The 21036-nt window shown below is 74.5% G+C and carries 17 protein-coding genes and 1 pseudogene; 13 read left to right on the top strand and 5 right to left on the bottom strand.

Annotated features, from left to right (window positions below; genetic code table 11):
* Positions 1-43 precede the first annotated feature (43 nt).
* The 4 genes from CLV72_RS30385 to galE form a co-directional block, all read right to left on the bottom strand.
* Positions 44-2389, bottom strand: a complete 2346-nt coding sequence (locus CLV72_RS30385; RefSeq protein ID WP_106253572.1) for a serine/threonine-protein kinase — start codon at positions 2387-2389, stop codon at positions 44-46.
* A gap of 142 nt (positions 2390-2531) precedes the next feature.
* Positions 2532-3761, bottom strand: a complete 1230-nt coding sequence (locus CLV72_RS30380; RefSeq protein ID WP_106253570.1) for an LCP family protein — start codon at positions 3759-3761, stop codon at positions 2532-2534.
* A gap of 213 nt (positions 3762-3974) precedes the next feature.
* Positions 3975-5168, bottom strand: coding sequence for a galactokinase (gene galK / locus CLV72_RS30375; RefSeq protein WP_106253611.1), 1194 nt, complete (start codon positions 5166-5168; stop codon positions 3975-3977).
* Between the two features lie 5 nt (positions 5169-5173).
* Entirely contained in the window at positions 5174-6148 is a 975-nt protein-coding gene (gene galE, locus CLV72_RS30370; RefSeq protein WP_106253567.1) for a UDP-glucose 4-epimerase GalE, read from the bottom strand.
* A gap of 239 nt (positions 6149-6387) precedes the next feature.
* Here galE and trpS point away from each other — a divergent pair, with 239 nt between their 5' ends.
* Positions 6388-7407 carry a tryptophan--tRNA ligase gene (gene trpS, locus CLV72_RS30365; RefSeq protein ID WP_281262451.1) on the top strand — a complete coding sequence of 340 codons (1020 nt, stop codon included), beginning with the start codon at positions 6388-6390 and terminating at the stop codon, positions 7405-7407.
* 82 nt (positions 7408-7489) lie between these two features.
* The gene (locus tag CLV72_RS30360; protein ID WP_106253609.1) at positions 7490-7990 is read left to right on the top strand and encodes a 2'-5' RNA ligase family protein; all 501 of its coding nucleotides are present in this window, start codon (positions 7490-7492) and stop codon (positions 7988-7990) included.
* On the opposite strand, the gene CLV72_RS30355 is transcribed toward CLV72_RS30360, so the two are convergent.
* On the bottom strand, positions 7969-8586 hold the full coding sequence (locus tag CLV72_RS30355; protein ID WP_106253562.1) for a hypothetical protein: 618 nt from the start codon (positions 8584-8586) through the stop codon (positions 7969-7971). The two genes, CLV72_RS30360 and CLV72_RS30355, sit on opposite strands and share 22 nt — an antisense overlap.
* Positions 8587-8709: 123 nt before the next feature.
* Between CLV72_RS30355 and CLV72_RS30350 the strand changes: the two genes are divergently transcribed.
* From CLV72_RS30350 to CLV72_RS32535, 11 genes and pseudogenes are all read left to right on the top strand, one after another.
* Positions 8710-9696 carry a YihY/virulence factor BrkB family protein gene (locus CLV72_RS30350; RefSeq protein WP_170141179.1) on the top strand — a complete coding sequence of 329 codons (987 nt, stop codon included), beginning with the start codon at positions 8710-8712 and terminating at the stop codon, positions 9694-9696.
* A gap of 353 nt (positions 9697-10049) precedes the next feature.
* Positions 10050-11216, top strand: a complete 1167-nt coding sequence (locus tag CLV72_RS30345) for a glutamate--cysteine ligase (RefSeq protein WP_106253607.1) — start codon at positions 10050-10052, stop codon at positions 11214-11216.
* The gene (locus CLV72_RS30340; RefSeq protein ID WP_106253557.1) at positions 11203-12474 is read left to right on the top strand and encodes a M20 family metallopeptidase; all 1272 of its coding nucleotides are present in this window, start codon (positions 11203-11205) and stop codon (positions 12472-12474) included. The genes CLV72_RS30345 and CLV72_RS30340 overlap by 14 nt, the downstream gene beginning before the upstream one ends.
* Positions 12475-12691: 217 nt before the next feature.
* Positions 12692-13738: a BMP family lipoprotein gene (locus CLV72_RS30335; protein ID WP_425428140.1), complete on the top strand. Its 1047-nt coding sequence runs from the start codon at positions 12692-12694 to the stop codon at positions 13736-13738.
* Positions 13739-13862: 124 nt separating this feature from the next.
* Positions 13863-15455, top strand: a complete 1593-nt coding sequence (locus CLV72_RS30330; RefSeq protein WP_106253552.1) for an ABC transporter ATP-binding protein — start codon at positions 13863-13865, stop codon at positions 15453-15455.
* Positions 15456-15484: 29 nt separating this feature from the next.
* Positions 15485-16573 (top strand): annotated as a pseudogene (locus CLV72_RS30325) (ABC transporter permease); the annotation flags it as partial.
* Entirely contained in the window at positions 16573-17832 is a 1260-nt protein-coding gene (locus tag CLV72_RS30320) for an ABC transporter permease (RefSeq protein WP_106253546.1), read from the top strand. The pseudogene CLV72_RS30325 and the gene CLV72_RS30320, both read left to right, overlap by 1 nt.
* Positions 17829-18236 (top strand): cytidine deaminase, encoded by a 408-nt coding sequence (locus CLV72_RS30315; protein WP_106253605.1) that lies wholly within the window; start codon positions 17829-17831, stop codon positions 18234-18236. Before CLV72_RS30320 ends, CLV72_RS30315 begins: the two co-directional genes overlap by 4 nt.
* 150 nt (positions 18237-18386) lie before the next feature.
* On the top strand, positions 18387-18509 hold the full coding sequence (locus tag CLV72_RS33760; RefSeq protein WP_281262450.1) for a hypothetical protein: 123 nt from the start codon (positions 18387-18389) through the stop codon (positions 18507-18509).
* Between the two features lie 267 nt (positions 18510-18776).
* Positions 18777-19943 (top strand): hypothetical protein, encoded by a 1167-nt coding sequence (locus CLV72_RS30310; protein ID WP_146159642.1) that lies wholly within the window; start codon positions 18777-18779, stop codon positions 19941-19943.
* A gap of 401 nt (positions 19944-20344) precedes the next feature.
* On the top strand, positions 20345-21034 hold the full coding sequence (locus CLV72_RS32535; protein ID WP_106253540.1) for a hypothetical protein: 690 nt from the start codon (positions 20345-20347) through the stop codon (positions 21032-21034).
* Positions 21035-21036 lie beyond the last annotated feature (2 nt).

Genomic DNA, 21036 nt, shown 5'->3' with positions numbered 1-21036 from the left:
GCCGTCGTCGTGCGCGGGGGGCCGGAGCGGACCGCCGCCAGGCTCAGGACTCCTCGTCCCCGGTCAGCCGCCAGATCTGGACCCCACCCTCTTCCACGCCCGCGGCCAGGCCGGTGCCGTCGGGGGAGAAGGACAGCGCCGTGACGCGGCTGCCGGAGCGCAGGCCGAGGAAGCCGCGCTGCTCGGCGTCCAGGACGTGCAGCTGCTCCCAGGTGTCGGTGGACCACAGCCGGACGGTCTCGTCGTCGCTGCCGGTGGCGAGCAGGGTGCCGTCCGGCGAGAAGGCCGACGCCTCCACCATCGCGGTGTGGCCCGACAGCAGGGCGACGCGCTCCCGGGTGGCGGCGTCGTGGACCAGCACGGCGCCGTCGTTGTCGGTGGAGACCAGCAGCGAGCCGTCAGGGGAGAAGGCGACGGTCTCGACGGTGGCCGGATGGTCGTCGATCACGGCCAGCTGCTCGCCGCTGCCGGCGTCCCACAGCCGGACGGTGTCGTCGCTCGAACCGGTGGCGACCGTGCGGCCGTCGGGGGAGAAGGCGACCGACCGGACGGTGTCGGTGTGGCCGTCGAGCCGGGCGGCGCGCTCGCCGGACTCCAGACCCCACACGGCGGCGCCCGCACCCGCTCCGTCGTCGTTCTCGGCGAGGCCGGTGGCGATCCGGTCGCCGTCCGGGGAGAAGGCGAGCGCGTACACGGCGCTGTCGTGGCGCAGCTCGCCGGTCTGCGTCCAGTCCCCGGTGTCCCACAGCCGGACCCGGCCGTCCCGGCCGCCGGTGGCCAGCAGCTCGCCGTTTGGGGAGAAGCGGGCGGTGTGCACCCAGTCGCCGTGCGCGGTCAGCTCCGCCTCCTCCTCCCATGAGCCGGTCCGCCACACCCGCACCACTCCGTCCGTACCGCCGGTGGCGAGCAGGTCCCCATCGGGTGAGGAAGCGATCGTGTAGGTGGTCAGGTGGCCCTCGTGCGCGTCGAAGTGCGCGGCCTCGACCGGATCGGGGGCGCCGTCCGGGGCGCCGGCGCCGAAGGGCGACCACACCACGAGCACCGCCGCGGCCAGCGCCAGCACGGCGGCGCCCGCCGCAACGGTGCGCCACGGCGCGCGGCGCGGCGGCAGCGGCGGCGGCACCCGGCCGTCCGCGCCGCCTGGGCGGTCGGCCGGGCCGGGGCCGGTGTCCGGCGGCGCGGCTCCCGGCCGGACGGGCCGTCCGGATACACCGGCCTCGGGCCCGGTCGGTCGACCGGGCGCACCGCCCTCGGGCCCGGCCGTCCGGCCGGGGGCGGCCGTCTCCGCGCGGGTCGCCGGCGCCGTCCGGGTGGACTCGGCCAGGGTCGGCGCCGCCCGGGTGCCCGGGGCGGTGGGCTCCGCGAGGGTGCGGGCGTCCGCATCGTCCGCCGTGGACGGCACGGTGGCGGACGCGGACTGCGCGGGATCCGGCGCGGCCGGGTCCGGCGGCGCCGCCGTCGGCTCCGGGTCCGCCCGCACCGGCGGCCGGGGTGCTCCCGCGCTGCGCTCGCGCAGCTCGCGGCGGGCCGCCTCGGCCAGCTCGCGCACCGGCGCGGGCAGCCAGTCGGCCGTTCCGGCCAGGTCGACGTCACCGATCAGGTCGAGCAACTCGCCGGTGCCCGGCCGACCCTCGGGCTCCTTGGCCAGGCAGGCGGCGACCGGCTCGCGCAGTGCGCCGGGCAGGCCGTCGTAGGACGGCTGCTGCTCCAGGATGCGGTGGAAGACGGCGCGGAAGTCGCCGGTGCCGAAGGGCGGCCGCCCGGTGGCCGCGTAGTACAGCACGCCGCCCAGCGCGAACACGTCGGAGCGCTCGGTCAGCTCGTGGCCGAGGATCTGCTCGGGCGACATGTAGCCGGGGGTGCCGATCAGGCCGCCGGTGGGGGTCAGCGGAGTGGCGGTGGACTCGTGGGCGGCCTTGGCGATGCCGAAGTCGATCACCCGGGGCGCGTCGGCGGCCAGCAGCACGTTCGGCGGCTTGAGGTCGCGGTGGATGATCCCGGCGCGGTGGACCGAGCGCAGTGCCTCGGCCAGCCCGGCCGCCAGCACCCGCAGCGCCGGCTCGGGCAGCGGCCCGGCCTCGGCCACCGCGTCGTGCAGCGACGGACCCGGCACGTACTCGGTGGCCAGCCAGGGCCGCCCGGCGTGCGGGTCGGCATCGATGACGGCGGCGGTGTAGGGGCCGCGCACCCGCTCGGCCAGCGCGATCTCGCGGGCGAAGCGGTCGCGGAAGGAGGGGTCGCGCAGGACCTCGCCGAGGATGACCTTGACGGCGACCGCGCGGGTGGGCGTGCGGGCCAGGTAGACCAGCCCCATGCCGCCCTGCCCCAGCCGGGCCAGCAGGCGGTGCCCGCCGATGTGCTCGGGGTCGTCGGCGGTGAGGGGCTGCACGGGCGGTCCTCCTGCGCGGCGCGGTGTCGCCGTGAGCGTAGCGCCGCCGGTGCCTCCCGTGCGCCGAACGGCCGGACCAGGCCGCCCGGACCCGGCTTTCACGCGGCGGACGGCCGGACGGGCCGCCCGCCGCGCGGGCGGGCTAGTTGAAGTTCTCCAGCGCCTCCTCGGGGACCGGGCGGTCCTCGATGATCGCGTTGAACAGCTCCGAGGACCTGGTCTCGTCCCAGATGACGACGCTGCCCAGTGAGCCGTAGTTCGGGGTGGAGGCGATCGGCACCGTGGTGGTGACCAGCTCGCCCTGGTCGCGCATTGCCATCGCGAGCCACATCAGGTCCCACAGGCCGTCGCCGTCGTCCACCTCGAAGGTGCTGGTGCCGGCGCTCATCAGCGGGATGGCGCGGATCGGGTTGAACAGCACCGCCGGGGAGCTGGCCCGGCTCATCAGCGCGCCGAAGAACTCGCGCTGGCGCTCCACCCGGTCCAGGTCGGCGCGGACGGTGGCGCGGGTGCGCACGTAGCCCAGCGCCTCGGCGCCGGTGAGGGTCTGGCAGCCCGCGTCGATGTCGAGCGCGGCCTTGGGGTCCTCGATGGGCTCCTCGGGGCACAGCTCGACGCCGCCGATGGCGTCCACGATGCCGACGAAGCCGGCGAAGCCGATGTCGGCGTAGTGGTCGATGCGGATGCCGGTGGACTGCTCGACGGTGCGCGCCAGCAGCTGCGGGCCGCCGTCCTCGAAGGCGTAGGCGGCGTTCAGCCGGTTCTCGCCGTAGCCGTCGATGGTGACCAGGGAGTCGCGGGGCAGGCTGATCAGCACCGGCGGGTCCTCGCCCGCGGGGATGTGGAACAGCATCATCGTGTCGGTGCGGCGGCCCTCGGCGGAGCCGGTGCCCAGTTCGGCGCGCTCCGCGCGGTCCAGGCCCTCGCGGCTGTCGGAGCCGACGATGAGCCAGGTGGTGCCGGGCTGGTTGTCGGGGCGGCCCTCGTAGTCGGCGAGCGCGTCGACGCGCTGGAGCTGGGAGTTGCCCCAGACGTAGAGGGCGAGCGGGGCGCCGACCAGCAGGATCAACAGGATGATGAAGGTGTTGCGCACCGGGTGGCCCCGCTTCCTGCGCGGCCGCGGGCTCCGGGCGGTGGAGGGGCGCCGGGGCGGGCCGGGCGGCTCGTCGTCATGGCCGGGATACCCCGACTGGGCCGAGCGGTAATCGTCCTGGCTCGAACGGCGGCCGCCGCGCGGGCGGTAGAGGTCTTCGAAGGCGTCGTCTCCCGCGGCCTGCGGCACCCCGCCCCCGGAGGGGCGGCGGAAGACCTGGGTGCGTTCGTGGCGGGATTCGCCGTCGCCGCCGCGCCGCTCTCGGGGCCATTCAGTCATCGTCTCAACTCGCAGCTTCGATCGCTCGGTCGCTCCGGTGGAGCCTCTGTGGTAGTGGGACTCCCCGGGAGCGCCGGCGGTTGCGTGCCGGTGGGGTGCGCGCGCCCTGGTTCGTCCCCTAGGGGGCCGTCAAGGACCCGGCGCGGGGCGCGCGGAGTCCGCGACCGTGCCGAGGTGGGCCTCACCCTACCCGCAGACGCGGCGTGCGCCCGGCTAAGCGTCCACCCGGCGCGCGCCGGGCGAGGGCAGCGCGGTGATCAGGCCGGGTTCGGTCCAGCCCTGGCGCCGGAAGGCGGCCGTGACGGCCTCGCGCACCTTGTCCAGCCGGTCGGCGGCGACCAGCGCGATGGCGCTGCCGCCGAAGCCGCCGCCGGTCATCCGGGCGCCCCGGGCGCCGGCGGCCACCGCCGTCTCCACCGCCAGGTCCAGCTCGGGGCAGGAGATTCGGAACTGGTCGCGCAGCGACAGATGCGACATGGACAGCAGGGTGCCGATCTCGGCGTAGGCGCCGGCCCGCAGCAGCCCGACGGTGGCGTTCACCCGGTGGATCTCGGTGACGACGTGCTGGACGCGGTCGCGCAGCACCGGGTCGGGCAGCCGGCGCAGCGCGCCCGCCAGGTCCTCGACATCGCGCAGCGCGGGCACACCCAGGATCTTGGCGGCCCGCTCGCACTCGGCCCTGCGGACGCGGTAGCCGCCGTCGGCCTCGGCGTGGCTGTGGTGCACCCGGGTGTCGATCACCAGCAGCCGCAGGCCGGCCGAGGCGAGGTCGAAGGGCACGTTGCGGGCGGCCAGGCTGCGGCAGTCCAGGTACAGGGCGCGGCCCTCGACGCAGCGCAGCGCGGCGCTCTGGTCCAGGATGCCGGTGGGCGCGCCGACGTAGCCGTTCTCGGCGCGCTGCGCCAGCCGGGCCAGCTCGGGCAGGTCGGCGCGCAGCCCGTCGAGCCCGTACAGCTCGGTGACGGCCACCGCCACGGCGGTCTCCAGCGCGGCCGAGGACGACAGGCCGGAGCCGATCGGCAGGTCGGAGGTGAGCGAGATGCGGGCGCCGCCGACCTCGTGCCCGGCCTCGCGCAGCGCCCAGAAAACCCCGGCGACATAGGCGGCCCAGCCGGTGACCGAGCCGGGGGCCAGGTCGGCGAGGCCGAAGCGGGCGGCGGCCGACTCGGTGCGGCCGTGCGAGACGACCTGGACGCTGCGGTCGCCGGTGCGCGACACGGCGGCGGTGATGCCCTGCGGCAGCGCGATCGGCAGCACCAGGCCGTCGTTGTAGTCGGTGTGCTCGCCGATCACGTTGACGCGGCCGGGGCCGTGCCAGACGCCCTCGGGCTCGGCCCCGAAGGCGTCGCGGAAGGCGGCGGCGGGGTCCTGGCCGGGCGCGGGGGCCGGGACGGGGTCGGGGCTCATCGCGCTCACGCCTCCCACCGCCGGCCGGAGCCGTGGACGTGGAAGGTCCAGGCGTCGCCGACGATCGTCGCCAGGTCGGGGTGCTCGGGGCGCCAGCCCAGCTCGGAGCGGATGCGCTCGCTGGAGGCGACCAGGACGGCCGGGTCGCCGGGGCGGCGCTCGGCCCGCTCGGCCGGGATGGCGTGGCCGGTCACCTTCCGGCACACCTCGATCACCTCCAGCACCGAGAAGCCGCTGCCGTTGCCGAGGTTGTAGACGCGGTGGCGGCCCGGCTCGGCCGCCTCCAGGGCGAGCAGGTGCGCGCGGGCCAGGTCGTCGACGTGGATGTAGTCGCGCACGCAGCTGCCGTCGGGGGTGGGGTAGTCGTCGCCGAAGACCTTGACGGAGTCGCGCTCGCCCAGCGCGACGCCCAGCACGATCGGGATCAGGTGGGTCTCGGTGGTGTGCCGCTCGCCGTAGCGGCCGTAGGCGCCGGCCACGTTGAAGTAGCGCAGGCTGGTGGCTGCGAAGCCGTGCATGCGGGCGTACTCGGCTAGGCAGCTGTCCACGGCCGCCTTGGAGGCGCCGTAGGGGTTGGTGGGGCGCACCGGGTCGTCCTCGGTGATGGGGGTGCGCTCGGGCTCGCCGTAGACGGCGGCGGTGGAGGAGAACACGATCCGGCCGACCCCGTTGGCGCGCATCGCCTCCAGCAGGGCGAGTGTGCCGCCGACGTTGTTGTCCCAGTAGCGCTCGGGGTGCGCGACGGACTCGGGCACCACGGAGCGGGCCGCGAAGTGCAGCACCGCCTCCACGCCGCCGGCCAGCAGCCGGGCGGCGTCGTCGCGCAGTGTGCCGCGCACGAAGGCGGCGGCCTTGGGCACGGCGTCGGCGTGGCCGGTGGACAGGTCGTCCAGCACCACCACCTCGTGGCCGGCCGCGGCCAGCCGCGCCGCCACCACGCTGCCGATGTATCCGGCCCCGCCGGTGACCAGAACCTTCACCCCGTACCCGCCTTCCTGTCGCGGCCGCGCGGCCGCGCCGCGATCGGTTCCGGTCTTATTGGATCAGATCCGATCGGGCGCCGGCACCGGGCCCCGGGGACCCGGCGGGCGCCGGCGCCCCGGGGCACTGCGCCTACCATGGCAGTCAGCGGGTCCCGGCGCACCGCGGCCGGGCGCCCCGCCGCGCCGAAGCCGAAAAAGCGGATTCCGCACCGCCGCGATCCTGAGAGAATGCGCCCGTGAACGCTGAACGCCCCCGCGTACTGTCCGGTATGCAGCCCTCCGCCGACTCCCTGCACCTCGGCAACTACATCGGAGCGCTGCGCCAGTGGGTGGCGATGCAGGAGACCCACGAGACCTTCTACTTCGTGGCCGACCGCCACTCCATCACGGTCGACTTCGATCCCGCGCAGCTGCGCCACCGCACCCGGGCCACCGCCGCGCAGTTCATCGCGGCCGGCGTCGACCCCGAGCGCTCCACCCTGTTCGTGCAGAGCCAGGTGCCCGAGCACAGCGAGCTGACCTGGGTGCTGGGCTGCATCACCGGCTTCGGCGAGGCGAGCCGGATGACCCAGTTCAAGGACAAGTCCGCCAAGGGCGGCGCCGAGCGCGCCAGCGTGGGGCTGTTCACCTACCCGGTGCTGATGGCCGCCGACATCCTGATCTACCAGGCCCACCAGGTCCCCGTCGGCGACGACCAGCGCCAGCACCTCGAACTCACCCGCGACCTCGCCGAGCGCTTCAACCAGCGCTTCGGCCGCACCTTCCGGCTGCCGGAGGGCTTCATCCCGCCGCAGGCCGCCCGCATCTACGACCTGCAGGACCCCGCCGCGAAGATGAGCAAGTCCGGCTCCCACCCGCAGGGCATCGTGGAGCTGCTGGACGAGCCGGGCCCGCTGCGCAAGAAGATCATGCGCGCCGTCACCGACACCGGATCCGAGATCCGCGCCGACAAGGAGAACAAGCCGGGCGTCACCAACCTGCTGAACATCCACTCCGCGCTGTCGGGCGAGCCGGTGCCCGAGCTGGAGAAGCGCTTCGACGGCGCCGGGTACGGCACCTTCAAGAAGGAGCTGGCCGAGGTCGTCATCGACACCCTCGCGCCGATCAGGGAGCGCGCCAAGGAACTGCTGGCCGACCCCGCGGAGCTGGACCGGCTGCTGGCCGCGGGCGCGGCCCGCGCCCGCGCGCAGGCGTCGGCCACCCTGGCGCAGGTGCGGGAGCGCATCGGGTTCCTGGCACCCCCCGACGAAGGCTGATGGTCGGTTGCCGGCCCGGGCTGATCCCGGCCGGCCGGCGCCTCCCGAGCCCACGCCGGCCGGCGGCAGCCGCACGATCGGGGTGGCCATCCCCGTCCCCGAGCCGTACGGCAGCGAACTCCAGCTGTGGCGGGCGCTGCTCGGCGACCCGCTCGGCTTGAGGGTGCCGGCCCACATCACCCTGCTGCCGCCCACCCGGGTCAGCCGGCTCGCCCTCGGCGAGTTGGAGGCGCACCTGTACCGGACCGGTGCCGCGCATCCGCCGTTCACGGTCGTGCTGCGCGGCACGGCCAGCTTCCGGCCGGTGTCGGCGGTGGTCTTCGTCGCGGTCCGCCAGGGCGCCGCCGAATGCGAGCGCCTGCAGCGCTACGTGCGCAGCGGCCCGCTGGAGCGCCCGCTCGCCTTCCCGTACCACCCGCACGTCACCGTCGCGCACGGCCTGGACGACGAGCGCCTGGACGCGGCCGGCCGGCGGCTGGCCGACTACGAGGTGAAGTTCACCGCCGACAGCTTCGGCCTCTACGAGCACGGCGCCGACGGCTTCTGGCGGCTCCGCCGCCGCTACGCCCTGGACGGCGGCTGAGCCCGCGCCGCACGCGGCCGCGGCCAGGAGGCGGCGAGCGTGGCGGCGACCGTGCCGAGCAGGCACAGCCCCGAGCCGATCCCCGACACCAGGTCGACGGCGGCCGGCGGGCCGCCCAGCGCGTGCACCGCGAAGCCGGCCAGTCCGAGCAGGGTCATCGCGGTGGCGAGCACGTGGAAGACGGGCAGCCGCCACAGCGCGCCGAGCGCGTAGAAGTGGGTGCCGACGACCAGCGCGATCCAGGCGATGTTCACGCCCGTCAGGCCGAGCACGCTGTTGAGTACGAACAGCCCGCCGAACAGCGCCGCCGCCTCGATCCCGACGACCGCCAGGTAGCCGCGGCCGGTGAACGGGTTGCGCCCGGGCGGGCCGCCGGGCCCGGCCGGGTGGGCGTCGAGGGCGGCGCGGCGGAAGCGCAGTACCGCGGCGGCCAGCGCCGCCGCGGCGAGCAGGCCGGCCGCCTGCACCGGGACCGACGCGGCGCCCAGGCGGCCGGAGTTGGCGAGGAAGAACACCGCGGCGAACACGAGCGAGACCAGCGAGCCGGCCACCTGGCCCTCCGCTCGCTGCCGGGCGGTCGGCACGGGTGAGGTCATGTCCAGATCGTCCCACTTCCGCGGCCCTGACCGGTAAGCGGACGCCGGACGGGGCGCCGTCCGGCCCGCCCGGAGGCCGCAAGGTACCGGCATGTCGCGCGCACAGCGGGTATGGGAGCCGGTGTGACTGGGTGGCTGAGCGGACTGAGGGAACGGGCCGAGGCGGCCAGGCGGGCCGGGAACGACGCGCTGTGGCGGGTCCGGCAGCGCCGCCGCGGCCTGGACCACCTGCTGCGCGCCTACGCCCGCTACCAGGACGTCCACGGCGACCGGCTGGCCGCCGCCGTCACCTACTTCGGCTTCCTGTCCTTCTTCCCGCTGCTCGCGCTGGCCTTCTCCGTCGTCGGCTACCTGGCCGAGTTCGACCCGTCCGTGCGCGCCTACCTGGACGCCGCCGTGCGCGACGCCCTGCCGGGCCTGGCCGACCAGCTGCCCATCCAGGACGTGGCCGACGCGCGGGTCGGGGCCGGGATCATCGGCCTGGTCGGGCTGGTGGTGGCGGGCCTGGGCTGGATCGCGGCGCTGTCGGAGGCGCTGCACACCGTCTGGCTCAGGGAGGCCGACGGCGGCCCGCTGGCCCGGCTGGTGAACGCGCCGGTCGTGGTGGTGCTCGGCGTCGCCATGCTCGGCAGCGTGGCGCTGTCGGGCGTGGTCACCTCGGCGGCGCGCACGGTGGCCGGCGCCGTCGGGCTGTCGGGCAGCCCGGTGACGGTGGCCGCCGTGTGGGTGCTCGGCCTGGCCGCCTCCGTCGCGGTCGACACGGTGATCTTCCTGGTGCTGTTCTGGCGGCTGTCGGGCGCGCCGCCGCGCTGGCCGGCGCTGTGGCGCGGCGCGCTCATCGCCGGGACCGGCTTCGAGGCGCTCAAGCTGCTGGCCACCCTGCTGATCGGCGGCACCCTGTCCAACCCGGTCTACGCGTCCTTCGCGGTGCTGGTGGGACTACTCGTCTGGATCAACATCGTGATGCGGTTCACGTTGTACGCCGCCGCCTGGACCGCCACCGCGCTGGACGTCCCACCGCCCTACCTGGGCACTCTGCCGGTGGCCGGGAACGTACCGGAGCCCCGGCGGGACCGGGAGCAGGGCGGGGCGGTGGCCGGGACCGACTAGCCCGATACGGCCGGAGGAGCCGGGTGAGGTGGTCATTTCGGAGGATGCTGATCCTATTTCCGCGGCCGGTCCGCCAACTCCTCATGATCTCTGGCCTAACCTGGAGGAAGTGACCAGTGTCCAGACATCGGCCACGGGCGCACCGCGGACATGGGGGTGGCGGACCGCGTTGAACGGGGGGCGGTCTACTCCAGTAGGTAATGACGCGCCAGGGAGCCAAGCGGGTTACACCGAGGTCCCGCCGCCGGCCGGGCATACCGGGGAGAGACGGCCGGACGGCGCCGGGCGCGCATTGATCGATTCGCCCCCCATCCGCGATGTCAGCCTGGAAGGATCGAGAGCGGAGGTTGGTCGTGTCCATCGAGTTCAACGCTTCGGGCCACGCGACGCTGGGCGTCGAATGGGAACTGCAGCTCATCGACAGCACCACCCTGCGGCTGCGCCAGGAGGCCCACGAGATCCTGGCCGAACTGCCCGACCTGAGCGAGGCCGGCGCCATGCCGCCGCTGCGCCACGAACTGATGGAGAGCACGCTAGAGGTCGTCACCGGCATCTGCGAGACCGTCTCCGAGGCGAAGGCCGACCTGGCCGGCACCATCGGCAAGCTCACCCCGGTCCTGGAGCGGCGCGGCATCTCCGCGCTGTGCGCCGGCACCCACCCCATCGACGACTGGCGCGAGCAGTCCACCTCGCCGATGGTGCGCTACGGCGAGCTGATCGAGCAGATGCAGTGGCTGGCCCGGCGCATCCTCACCTTCGGCGTGCACGTCCACGTCGGCGTCCGCTCGGCCGACAAGGCCATCCCGATCGTGAACGCGCTCAGCCAGTACCTGCCGCACTTCCTCGCGCTCACCGCCTCCAGCCCGTACTGGAGCGGCAGCGACACCGGGCTGGCCTCCAGCCGCGCCGTGGTCTTCGGCGCGCTGCCCACCGCCGGGGTGCCGCACCGGCTTGAGGACTGGCCCGCCTTCGAGGAGTACATGGAGACCCTGCTGCGGGCCGGCACCATCAAGAGCATCAAAGAGGTGTGGTGGGACATCCGGCCGCACCCCGAGTACGGCACGGTCGAGGTGCGGATGTTCGACGGCATCCCCACCCTGCGCGAGATCGGCATGGCCGCGGCGCTCTCCCAGTGCCTGGTCACCCTCTTCGACCAGCAGCTCGACCGCGGCTACGGCCTGCCGAGCCCGCCGACCTGGGTGGTCAACGACAACAAGTGGCGCGCCACCCGCTACGGACTCGACGCCCGCGTCATCACCGACGAGAAGGGCACCACCGTCCCGCTCAGAGACGACCTGTACGAGCTGGTCAGACAGCTGGCGCCCATCGCGGAGCGGCTGGGCTGCGCGGACGAGCTCGACGTCGTCTCCGACGTCCTGGAGTACGGCGCCTCCTATGAGCGCCAGCGGGCGATCGTGGCGGCGGGCGGAACGCTGAACGACGTGGTCGAGGCACTTGCCACCGAGTTCCGGGAGGACAAGTTCGGCCAGGCCAAGGAGGTCACGCATGCGGCGCCCTGACGGACGGGCGGCGGATCCCGTGGGAGTGGATCTGCGGCGGCAGCTCAGCGCGTTCCTGCGCGAGCACGAGTCCGAGCTGATCGAGTTCCGGCGGGATCTGCACATGCATCCCGAGCTGGGCTTCGCCGAGCACCGCACCACCCAGCGGCTGATGGACCGGCTGTCGGCGGCCCGGCTGCGCCCGGTGCGGCTGCCCAAGGGCACCGGCCTGATCTGCGACGTCGGGGCCGACGACGGCCCCACCGTCGCGCTGCGCGCCGACATCGACGCGCTGCCGCTCACCGACGAGAAGACGGTGCCCTACCGCTCCAAGGTCCCCGGCGTCTGCCACGCCTGCGGCCATGACGTGCACACCACCGTGCTGCTGGCCACCGGGATGTTCCTGGCGCAGCAGGCGCGGGCCGGGGCGCTGCCCGGCCGGGTGCGGCTGATCTTCCAGCCCGCCGAGGAGCTGCCCGGCGGCGCGCTGGAGGTGGTCGCGGCCGACGGCATCGCCGGGGTCGACCGCATCTTCGCGCTGCACTGCGACCCGCGGCTGAACACCGGCCAGGTCGGCCTGCGCACCGGCCCGATCACCGCCGCCTGCGACCGGCTGATCGTGCGGCTGTCGGGCCCCGGCGGCCACACCGCCCGCCCGCACCTCACCGCCGACCTCGTCTACGCGCTGGGCAAGGTCGTCACCGAGCTGCCCGCCCTGCTGTCGCGCCGGGTCGACCCCCGCGCCAGCCTCAGCCTGGTGTGGGGCCGCATCAGCGCCGGCTCGGCCGCCAACGCCATCCCCGACGACGGCGTCGCCGAGGGCACGGTGCGCTGCCTGGACGACGACGCCTGGCACAAGGCGCCCGAGTTGCTCAAGGAGCTGCTGGACGGGGTCGCGGCCAGCTACGGCGCCACGGCCGAGATGGAGTACATCCGCGGCGTGCCGCCCACCGTGAACGAGGCCGCCAGCGTCGAGATGCTGCGCGACGCCGTCGAGCAGGTGCTGGGCGCCGAGGCCATCTCCGCCACTCCGCAGAGCCTCGGCGGCGAGGACTTCGCCTGGTACCTGGAGACCGTGCCCGGCGCGCTGCTGCGGCTGGGCACCCGCAGCCCCGCGCCGGACACACCCCAGCTCGACCTGCACCGGGGCACCTTCGACGTGGACGAGCGGGCGATCGGGGTGGGCGTGCGCACGATGGCCGCCACCGCGCTCACCGCGCTGTGGGAGGGCCAGCGCCCGACCACCGCCGAGCCGCTGCACGGCACCGCACTCGCCTGACCTGGCGCGACGTCACTCTCCGTGAGTCGCGCTCACGCCGGCCGGGTACGCGGTCCCGGCCCGAACGGGGTAGATTACGGGGCCGCGTGCGTTCTGGTAACGACATGGTTCAAACCGGACGCGGCAGATTGGTGTGCTCGCGCGGAACAGCTATCGTCCGCTGCATGACGGCGCGCTCCACGGTGTGCCGGTTTGTCTGGACCGGAAGGGAGACACCTTGCGCCGGGTTCGAATGACCAAGTTGGCCAGCGTCGCCATGGCGGGCGCCCTGGTGATGGCGGCCGCGGCCTGCGGCGGCGGCGAGGGCGGCGGCACCGAGGGCGGCGGCGACGGCGCGGCCCGGGTCGGCCTGGCCTACGACATCGGCGGCCGCGGCGACCGGTCCTTCAACGACGCCGCGTACCGCGGCCTGGAGCAGGTGGCCGAGGAACTCGACCTGGAGGTGCAGGACCTCGCGGCCGAGGCCGATGAAACCGACGCCGACAAGGTGGCCCGGCTGCAGCTGATGGCCGAGGAGGGCTACAACCCGATCATCGCCGTCGGCTTCGCCTACAGCGGCGCGGTGGCGCAGGTGGCCGCCGAGTACCCCGACGTGCAGTTCGCCATCGTCGACGACGAGGCCAACGACCTCCCCAACCTCACCAACCTGGTCTTCGCCGAGGAGCAGGCGTCCTTCCTGGCCGGAGCCGCGGCGGCGCTGGCCACCGAGGAGGACCACATCGGCTTCGTCGGCGGCGTGGAGAACCCGCTGATCCAGAAGTTCGAGGCCGGGTACGTCGCGGGCGCCCAGCACATCAACCCCGACATCCAGATCGACATCGCCTACATCACCCAGCCGCCGGACTTCACCGGCTTCACCGACCCCGCACGCGGCCAGGCCGCCGCGCAGGGCCAGTACGACGCCGGAGCCGACGTCGTCTACCACGCGGCCGGCGCGTCGGGCAACGGCGTGATCGACGCCGCCGTGGCCAATGAGCAGCTGGTCATCGGCGTCGACAGCGACCAGTACCTGACGGCCGACCCCGAGGAGCAGCCCTACATCCTCACCTCCGCCGTCAAGCTCGTCGACACCGCGGTGTTCGAGTTCGTGCAGGGCGCGGTGAACGGCACGGCCGAGGGCGGCACCGTCCGCTTCGACCTGGCCAACGAGGGCGTGGGCTACTCCCGCTCCAACACCGAGCTGATCGGCGAGTACGAGGAGCAGCTGGACGAGTTGCAGCAGCAGATCATCGACGGCGAGATCGAGGTTCCGACCGAGCCGTGACGCCGTCGCCCCCGGTCCGGGCCGAGCCCGGGGCGCGCGCCCGAGCGGGTGGCGCGTCCCGGGCTCGCTGCCGGTCCGGGGCGGCCGGCGACGCCCAGCAGCAGCCACGAGGGAGTAGGTCCGGATGACCACGACCCCCGCGCCGGAGCCCGAGGCGGCCCCCGCCGCGGTCGAACTGCACGGGATCACCAAGCGCTTCCCCGGTGTGGTGGCCAACCACGACATCGACATCACGGTGCGGCGCGGCACGGTGCACGCCATCGTCGGCGAGAACGGCGCGGGCAAGTCCACCCTGATGAAGATCCTCTACGGCATGCAGCGGCCGGACGAGGGCACCATCACGGTCGACGGGACCCCCGTCCAGCTCACCTCGCCGGCCGAGGCCATCAAGCGCGGCATCGGCATGGTGCACCAGCACTTCATGCTGGCCGACAACCTCACCGTGCTGGAGAACGTCGTCCTGGGCGCCGAGCGGCTGCACGGCATCGGCGCGAAGGCACGGGCCCGCATCACCGAGCTGTCCGACCAGTACGGCCTGGGCGTCAAACCCGACCGGCTGATGGAGGAGCTGGGCGTCGGCGACCGGCAGCGGGTGGAGATCCTGAAGGTCCTCTACCGGGGCGCCCACATCCTGATCCTGGACGAGCCCACCACCGTGCTGGTGCCCCAGGAGGTCGACGAGCTCTTCGGCAACCTGCGGCTGCTCAAGCGCGAGGGCCTGACCGTCATCTTCATCTCCCACAAGCTGGACGAGGTGCTTTCGGTCGCCGACACCATCACGGTGATCCGGCGCGGCACCACCGTCGGCACCGTCGAACCGGCCGAGACCACCGCCCGGCAGCTGGCCGCGCTGATGGTCGGCGGCGAGCTGCCGGTGCCGGGGCTGCGCGACACCGTCGCCGGCGAGCGGGTCATGCTCCGGCTGGAGGAGGTGCGCTCGCTCTCGCCCGACGGGCGCCCGGTGGTCGACGGCGTCTCGCTGGACATCCGCGCCGGCGAGATCGTCGGCATCGCCGGGGTGGAGGGCAACGGCCAGGCCGAGCTGATCGAGACCATCATGGGCATGCGGCCGATCGCGTCCGGCGCCGTCCTGCTGGACTCCGTGCCGATCACCTCCTGGCACACCCGCCGCATCCGCGAGGCCGGCGTCGGCTACATCCCCGAGGACCGCCACCGCCACGGCCTGCTGCTGGAGTCCCCGCTGTGGGAGAACCGCATCCTGGGCCACCAGACCGAGCGGCCCAACGCACGCGGCCCCTTCGTGGACATCCGCGGCGCCCGCGCCGACACCCAGCGCATCGTGGACGCCTACGACGTGCGCACCCCCGGTATCGACGTGGAGATCAACGCGCTGTCCGGCGGCAACCAGCAGAAGCTGATCGTGGGCCGCGAGATGAGCGGCGAGCCCAAGGTGCTGATCGCCGCGCACCCCACCCGGGGCGTGGACGTCGGCGCCCAGTCGGCCATCTGGGACCACCTGCGCGCGGCCCGCGCCCGCGGGCTGGCGGTGCTGCTCATCTCCGCCGACCTCGACGAGCTGATCGGCATGTCCGACACCCTGCACGTCATCCTGCGCGGGCGCATCGTCGGCACCGCCGACCCGCACACCGTGACCCCCGAGCAGCTGGGCTCCGCCATGACCGGCGCGGGCCTGGACCCCGACGCCGCGGCCGGCCCGGCCCCGGACGCGCCCGACGAAGGCGAGGACGCGACGTGAACGACCGGCTGTCGCCCCGGGTGCGCGACCGGCTGAGCTCCCTCGGCCTGCTCGCCGCCGCGCTGGCCGCCTCGGCCGTCATCGCCGGCGCGATCACCTCGGCGGTGCTGCTCGCCACCGGTGTCGACCCCGGTTACGCCTTCGCCGAGATGTTCTCCTACGGCTTCCGGCCCAACAGCGTGGTCGCCATCATCAACCAGGGCACCACCTACTACATCGCCGCCATCGCGGTCGCGATCGGCTTCAAGATGAAGCTGTTCAACATCGGCGTCGACGGCCAGTACCGGCTGGCCGCGCTGCTCGGCGCGGCGGTGGGCGGCGCGTGGGTGCTGCCGCCGGTGATCCACCAGGTGGTGATCATCCTGGTGGCGGTGATGGTCGGCGGCTTCTGGGCCGGCATCGCCGGCTACCTGAAGGTGGCCAGGGGCATCTCCGAGGTCATCTCGACCATCATGCTGAACTCGATCGCCACCGGGATCACCGCCTACCTGCTGACCGAGGACCGCCTCGCCGTCCAGGTGCAGGGCAGCAACAACATCGGCACCCGGCCCATCGCGGAGTCCGGGTGGGTGCCCGGCATCCCGGCCGGGTTCCTGGGCGCCAACAACGAGATCTACGGCCTGGTGCTGCTGGCCGCGGCGGTGGGCGTGGGCTACTGGCTGCTGGTGAACCGCACCCGCTACGGCTTCGACCTGCGCGCCACCGGCCAGTCGGCGACCGCGGCCGCCGCCAGCGGCGTCGAGGTCAAGCGCATGGTGGTGTACTCGATGGTCATCTCCGGCATGGTCGCCGGGCTGATCGGCATGCCGCAGCTGCTCGGCGCCTCGCACCACTACGCGCTGGACTTCCCGGTCGGGCTCGGCTTCACCGGGATCGCGATCGCGCTGCTGGGCCGCAACCATCCGGTCGGCATCGTCTTCGCCGCGCTGCTGTGGGCGTTCCTGGAGCAGTCCTCGCTCGCCCTCACCATCCACGACATCCCCCGCGAGATCGTGGTCATCACCCAGGCGGCGATCGTGCTGACCGTGGTGGTGGTCTACGAGGTGGTGCACCGGATCGGGCGGCGGATGCAGCAGCAGCGCGTGGGCGCCCAGCTCGGAACGGCGGAGGTGGCCTGATGGCCGTAGTGAGCACCGACGTCACCACGCCGGACACCGCGCCCCCGGTGCGGCGCGGCCCGTGGCGGGTCCTCAGCCTGGTGCTGGCCGGCTTCGTCGCCCTGTCGGGGGTGCGCTTCTTCACCGGCGAGGCGACCCTCACCGCGAGCGGCACCGTGTCGGCGGCCCTGCTGCTCGCGGTGCCGATCGCGATGGCCGCGCTGGGCGGCCTGTGGGCCGAGCGGGCCGGCGTCATCAACATCGGCCTCGAAGGCATGATGATCTTCGGGACCTGGTTCGGCGCGGCCGGCGCCTACTTCACCGGCAACCCCTGGGTCGGGCTGCTCACCGGCATCCTCGGCGGCGTCTTCGGCGGCGCGCTGCACGCGCTGGCCACGGTCACCTTCGGCGTCGACCACATCGTCTCCGGCGTGGCCATCAACATCCTGGCGCTGGGCTCGATGCGCTACCTGGCGATCAGCTTCTTCGAGACCGAGCCCGGCGGCGGCGCGGCCACCTCCCCGCCGCTGCCCGGCTTCCCGCGCATCACCGTGCCGGGGCTGTCGGAGCTGTTCGTCTCGATCGAGTCGCGGGGCTGGCTGATCGTCTCGGACCTGGCCGGGGTGCTGGCCGGGCTCACCACCCAGGTGTCGGTGGTCACCGTGCTGGCGGTGCTGCTGATTTCGCTCTCCTTCTACATCCTGTGGCGCACCCCGTTCGGGCTGCGGCTGCGCTCGGTGGGGGAGAACCCCTCCGCCGCGGAGTCGCTGGGCGTCAAGGTCTACACCTTCAAGTACGCCGCGCTGCTGGTGTCGGGCGGCCTGGCCGGGCTCGGAGGCGTCTTCCTGGCGATGGTCGCCTCCAGCGCCTACCAGGAGGGGCAGACCGGCGGCCGCGGCTACATTGGCCTGGCCGCGATGATCTTCGGCAACTGGCGGCCCGGCGGGCTGGCCATGGGCGCCGGCCTGTTCGGCTACACCGACGCCCTCCAGCTGCGCGGCACCGGCACCGGCGTGCACGCCCTGCTGCTGCTGGTGACGCTCGGCCTGCTGCTCGCCACCGTCTGGCAGACGGTGCGCGGCCGCTACGCGCTGGCCGGGGTGCTGCTGGTGGCGGCCGTGCTGGTCGCGCTCTGGTACATCAACACCGACTCGCTGCCGCGCCAGTTCGTCACCTACACCCCGCACATCACCACCCTGCTGGTGCTCTCCCTGGCGTCCCAGCGGCTGCGGCCGCCCGCCGCCGTGGGCGTGCAGTGGCGGCGCGGGCAGGCGACATGACCGGCGGCCCCGCCGCCGAGGTCGACTGGCCCGCGCTGCGCGCGGCCGCCACCGAGGCCATGCGGCTCGCCTACGCGCCCTACTCCGGCTTCCCGGTCGGCGCCGCCGCCCTCGTCGACGACGGCCGCACCGTGCGCGGCTGCAATGTCGAGAACGCCTCCTACGGCGTCGGCCTGTGCGCCGAGTGCGGCCTCGTCTCGGCCCTGCACGCCTCCGGCGGCGGCCGCCTGGTCGCCTTCGCCTGCGTCGACTCCCACGGCGCCCCCCTCATGCCCTGCGGCCGCTGCCGCCAACTCCTCTACGAACACGGCGGCCCCGACCTCCTGGTCGACACCCCCCAGGGCGTGCTGCCCATGTCGGCCGTCCTCCCGCAGCCCTTCGGGCCGGCGGACCTGGAGCGGTAGGCGGTTCGCCTTACGGGCGGCACCGGACGCCCGCGCCGGCGCGTCCGTGCCGTCGTCACCTCGTATCGAGGGGGGCACCGCCAAGGGGGCGGAGCGAGACCCGGCCGCGCGGGTTTGCGGCGGTATACCTGCGTGCCACCGATGAGATCGGTGCGGCTCGCGGAGGAACTGAGCACGCTCCAGGCGTACGGCCGTGACCGGCTCGCCGAAGGCTCCATCGCGCTCGGCGACATTCCCGCGATCACCCGGCGTGTGCTGAAGGGCCGGGGCTGAGCACCGTCGCGGCCCATGCGGCGGACGGGTGCGTGCGGATCCCGGCGGGCGATGGGCGGGACGCGGCAGGGCCGCGGAATTCCCGGGCGACCGCCGGGACCGGTGCGCGCTGGTGGCGGCGCTGATCGCCGGGGAGCATCCGGGCGATCCCGGATCGATGATCGCGAATCGGTAGCGGAGAGCGACGGACACTGGTAGCTTCGGTGCGCATCGGGGTGGAAGCACTCCGTAGTCGATAGCGAATGTTGCGTCGAAGGGTTGCCTGCTGTGCGTATCCGTTGGAAGTCGCGCCGAGAGCGCGCTTTCCGGGTGCGCTCGGGCTTCTCCGCGACCGCGGTGCGTACGGCGGTGGTGGCCGGGATCATCGGAGCCGGCTGGCTGCTCGGGGCGGGTGCGGCGCAGGCCGACACCCTGTCCGGGCCGCCGGTCCCGGGTGCCGACGCCCTTGTCGGCGGTGCGTCCGCCTCGGTCGGCGGCGCGGCCGACCGGGCGGACCGGGCCGAGGGCGGTGCTGATTCCGCCGCTGCGGTCTCCGCCTCCGAGGACCCTGCCGTCCAGGTCTCCGTCTCCGCTTCCGCTGCGGCGGACGCGGCCCACGGCACCGGTGCGGAGGGCGCGGCCGAGGCGGGCGCCTACCCGGTGTCCGAGCCCGGCCCCGGCTCCGCCGCGGATGCGGGCGGCGGTGCCGGGGGCGGCCTGCTCGGCGGCGCGGACACCGGTGCCTCGGGCGGTTCCCGGCCGGACGCGGACCCGCGCGCCGGGTCCGGGGACGAGGCGGACTCCGCCGCCCGTCCGGACGTGCTGGGCTCCGCCGCCGACGCGCTGAGCGCGGACGCCTCGCGGGAGCACGGTGCGGCCGCTGAGGGCGGCGCCGTGCCGGACGCCGTCGGCGCGGTCGTACCGGTGCGCACCCCGGATGACGGAGCCGCCGGGCTGGTCGAGCCCGTCGCCGAGGCGGCGGAGGCGGTGCGGACGGTCGCGGAGCAGGCCGGTGACACCGCCGACAGCGTTCAGGACCTGATCACGGAGCCGCCGCTGGTGAGCCCGCCGTCCGGCGGCGCCGGGTCCGCGGTCTCCGGTGAGCGGCCCGGCGCCGCGCGCACCGAGCCCGCGCCCCGGCGCGGCGGCACCGCGGCGGCCGAGCCGCAGGCGGCGCCCGCGGCCGGCGCGGAGTACGGTGCCGCGCCGGCGCACACCGCGCAGCGGCCCGCCGCGCCCGCCGACCCGTCCGGCCCGGCCTCAGACGCCGGACCGCGACCGGAGCGGGTCGCGGCCACGGGCGGCAGTGCCCAGCCGCCGCTGCCGGGCGGCGAACTCGTCGCCGGTGCCTGGCCCGCCGTCGCCCCGCCCGCCGCGGCCGCGACGGCGCCCGCGACCGCCGCGGGGCCGGTCTCCCGGCTGCTCGCCGAGCGGCCGCCCTTCTCCCCGGACTAGCTTCCGCCCGGGCGGTCCGCTGCGCCGCGCCGACGACACCGTCGCGCCGCGCCGCCGCCCGAACCGGTGCTCACGACCACCGTGCCCGGACGCCGCCGACGCGGCGGGCCGAGGGCTGGGGTGGGCCCCGCGAGCGGCACCACCGTGCCGCGAGGCTCTCCCGAGCCATGGTCAAGGACCGGCTCGACCCGTGGGACCAGGGGCGGATCCGCCAGATCCGCCCGGGCCGCCACATCCCCGACCGAAGGCCGCCGCAGCCGGTGGCGGCCGACGGCCAATGACATCCGACCGTCCGGAGGATCCGCGGCCGGGATCGTCCGAGACGCGCTCCATCCACGGCGGTACCCCGCCGCCGAACAGCATCCGACCGAAGCGGACATCCGCTGAAAGGAAGCACCCCCATGCGTACCTGGATCAAGAACTCCGCCAAGCTGGCCGCCGTCACCGCCGGCTTCCTGGCCTTCGGCGCCGGCATCTCCAGCGCCGCGGCCCTCCCGGCCGGCCCCGACCTGGCCGGCACCGTGGGCGGCGCCGTCGCCCCGGCCGCCGTCGCCGTGGCCGGCGCCCAGTCCAGCCTGCCGGTGGACCTGCCCGTCGACCCGATGGTGACCGTCGGCCAGGCGGCAGCGCCGGCCTTCACGCTGATCGGCTCGGTCGACACCTCCGCAGTGCACACCCTGCCGGTGCCGGGCTTCGTGCACACCATGCCGGCCACGGCCGTGCACGACTCCGGTGCCGCGGGCGGCCTGACCGACGTGCTCGGCGGGGCGCTGCCGGCCGAGCTGGGCGGGGCGGCCGACGCCGTCTCCGCGCCGGTCGACACGGCGCGCGGCGCCGCCGGGCAGGCGACCGACGCCGTGGACGTGGACGACGTCGCGGTGCACGTCGAGGACGTGGTCGGGAACGCGCCGGTGGACACCGGTGTGGCCGAGGGCGCGGTGGAGCAGGTCACCGAGACCGCGGGCGGCGCCGCCGGCCTGGACGCGGTCGAGGACCTGGCCGAGGGCGCCGAGGCGCTGCCCGAGGTCGACACCGACCTGGTCGCGGGCGTCACCGAGAGCGCTCCGGCGCTGGGCGGCCTGACCGACTGAGC

The organism is Allonocardiopsis opalescens (assembly GCF_003002095.1).
In the GTDB taxonomy this organism is placed as follows: domain Bacteria; phylum Actinomycetota; class Actinomycetes; order Streptosporangiales; family Streptosporangiaceae; genus Allonocardiopsis; species Allonocardiopsis opalescens.
The sequence above is the reverse complement of the archived record's forward strand: the minus strand, read 5'-3'. Positions and strand labels throughout refer to the sequence as shown.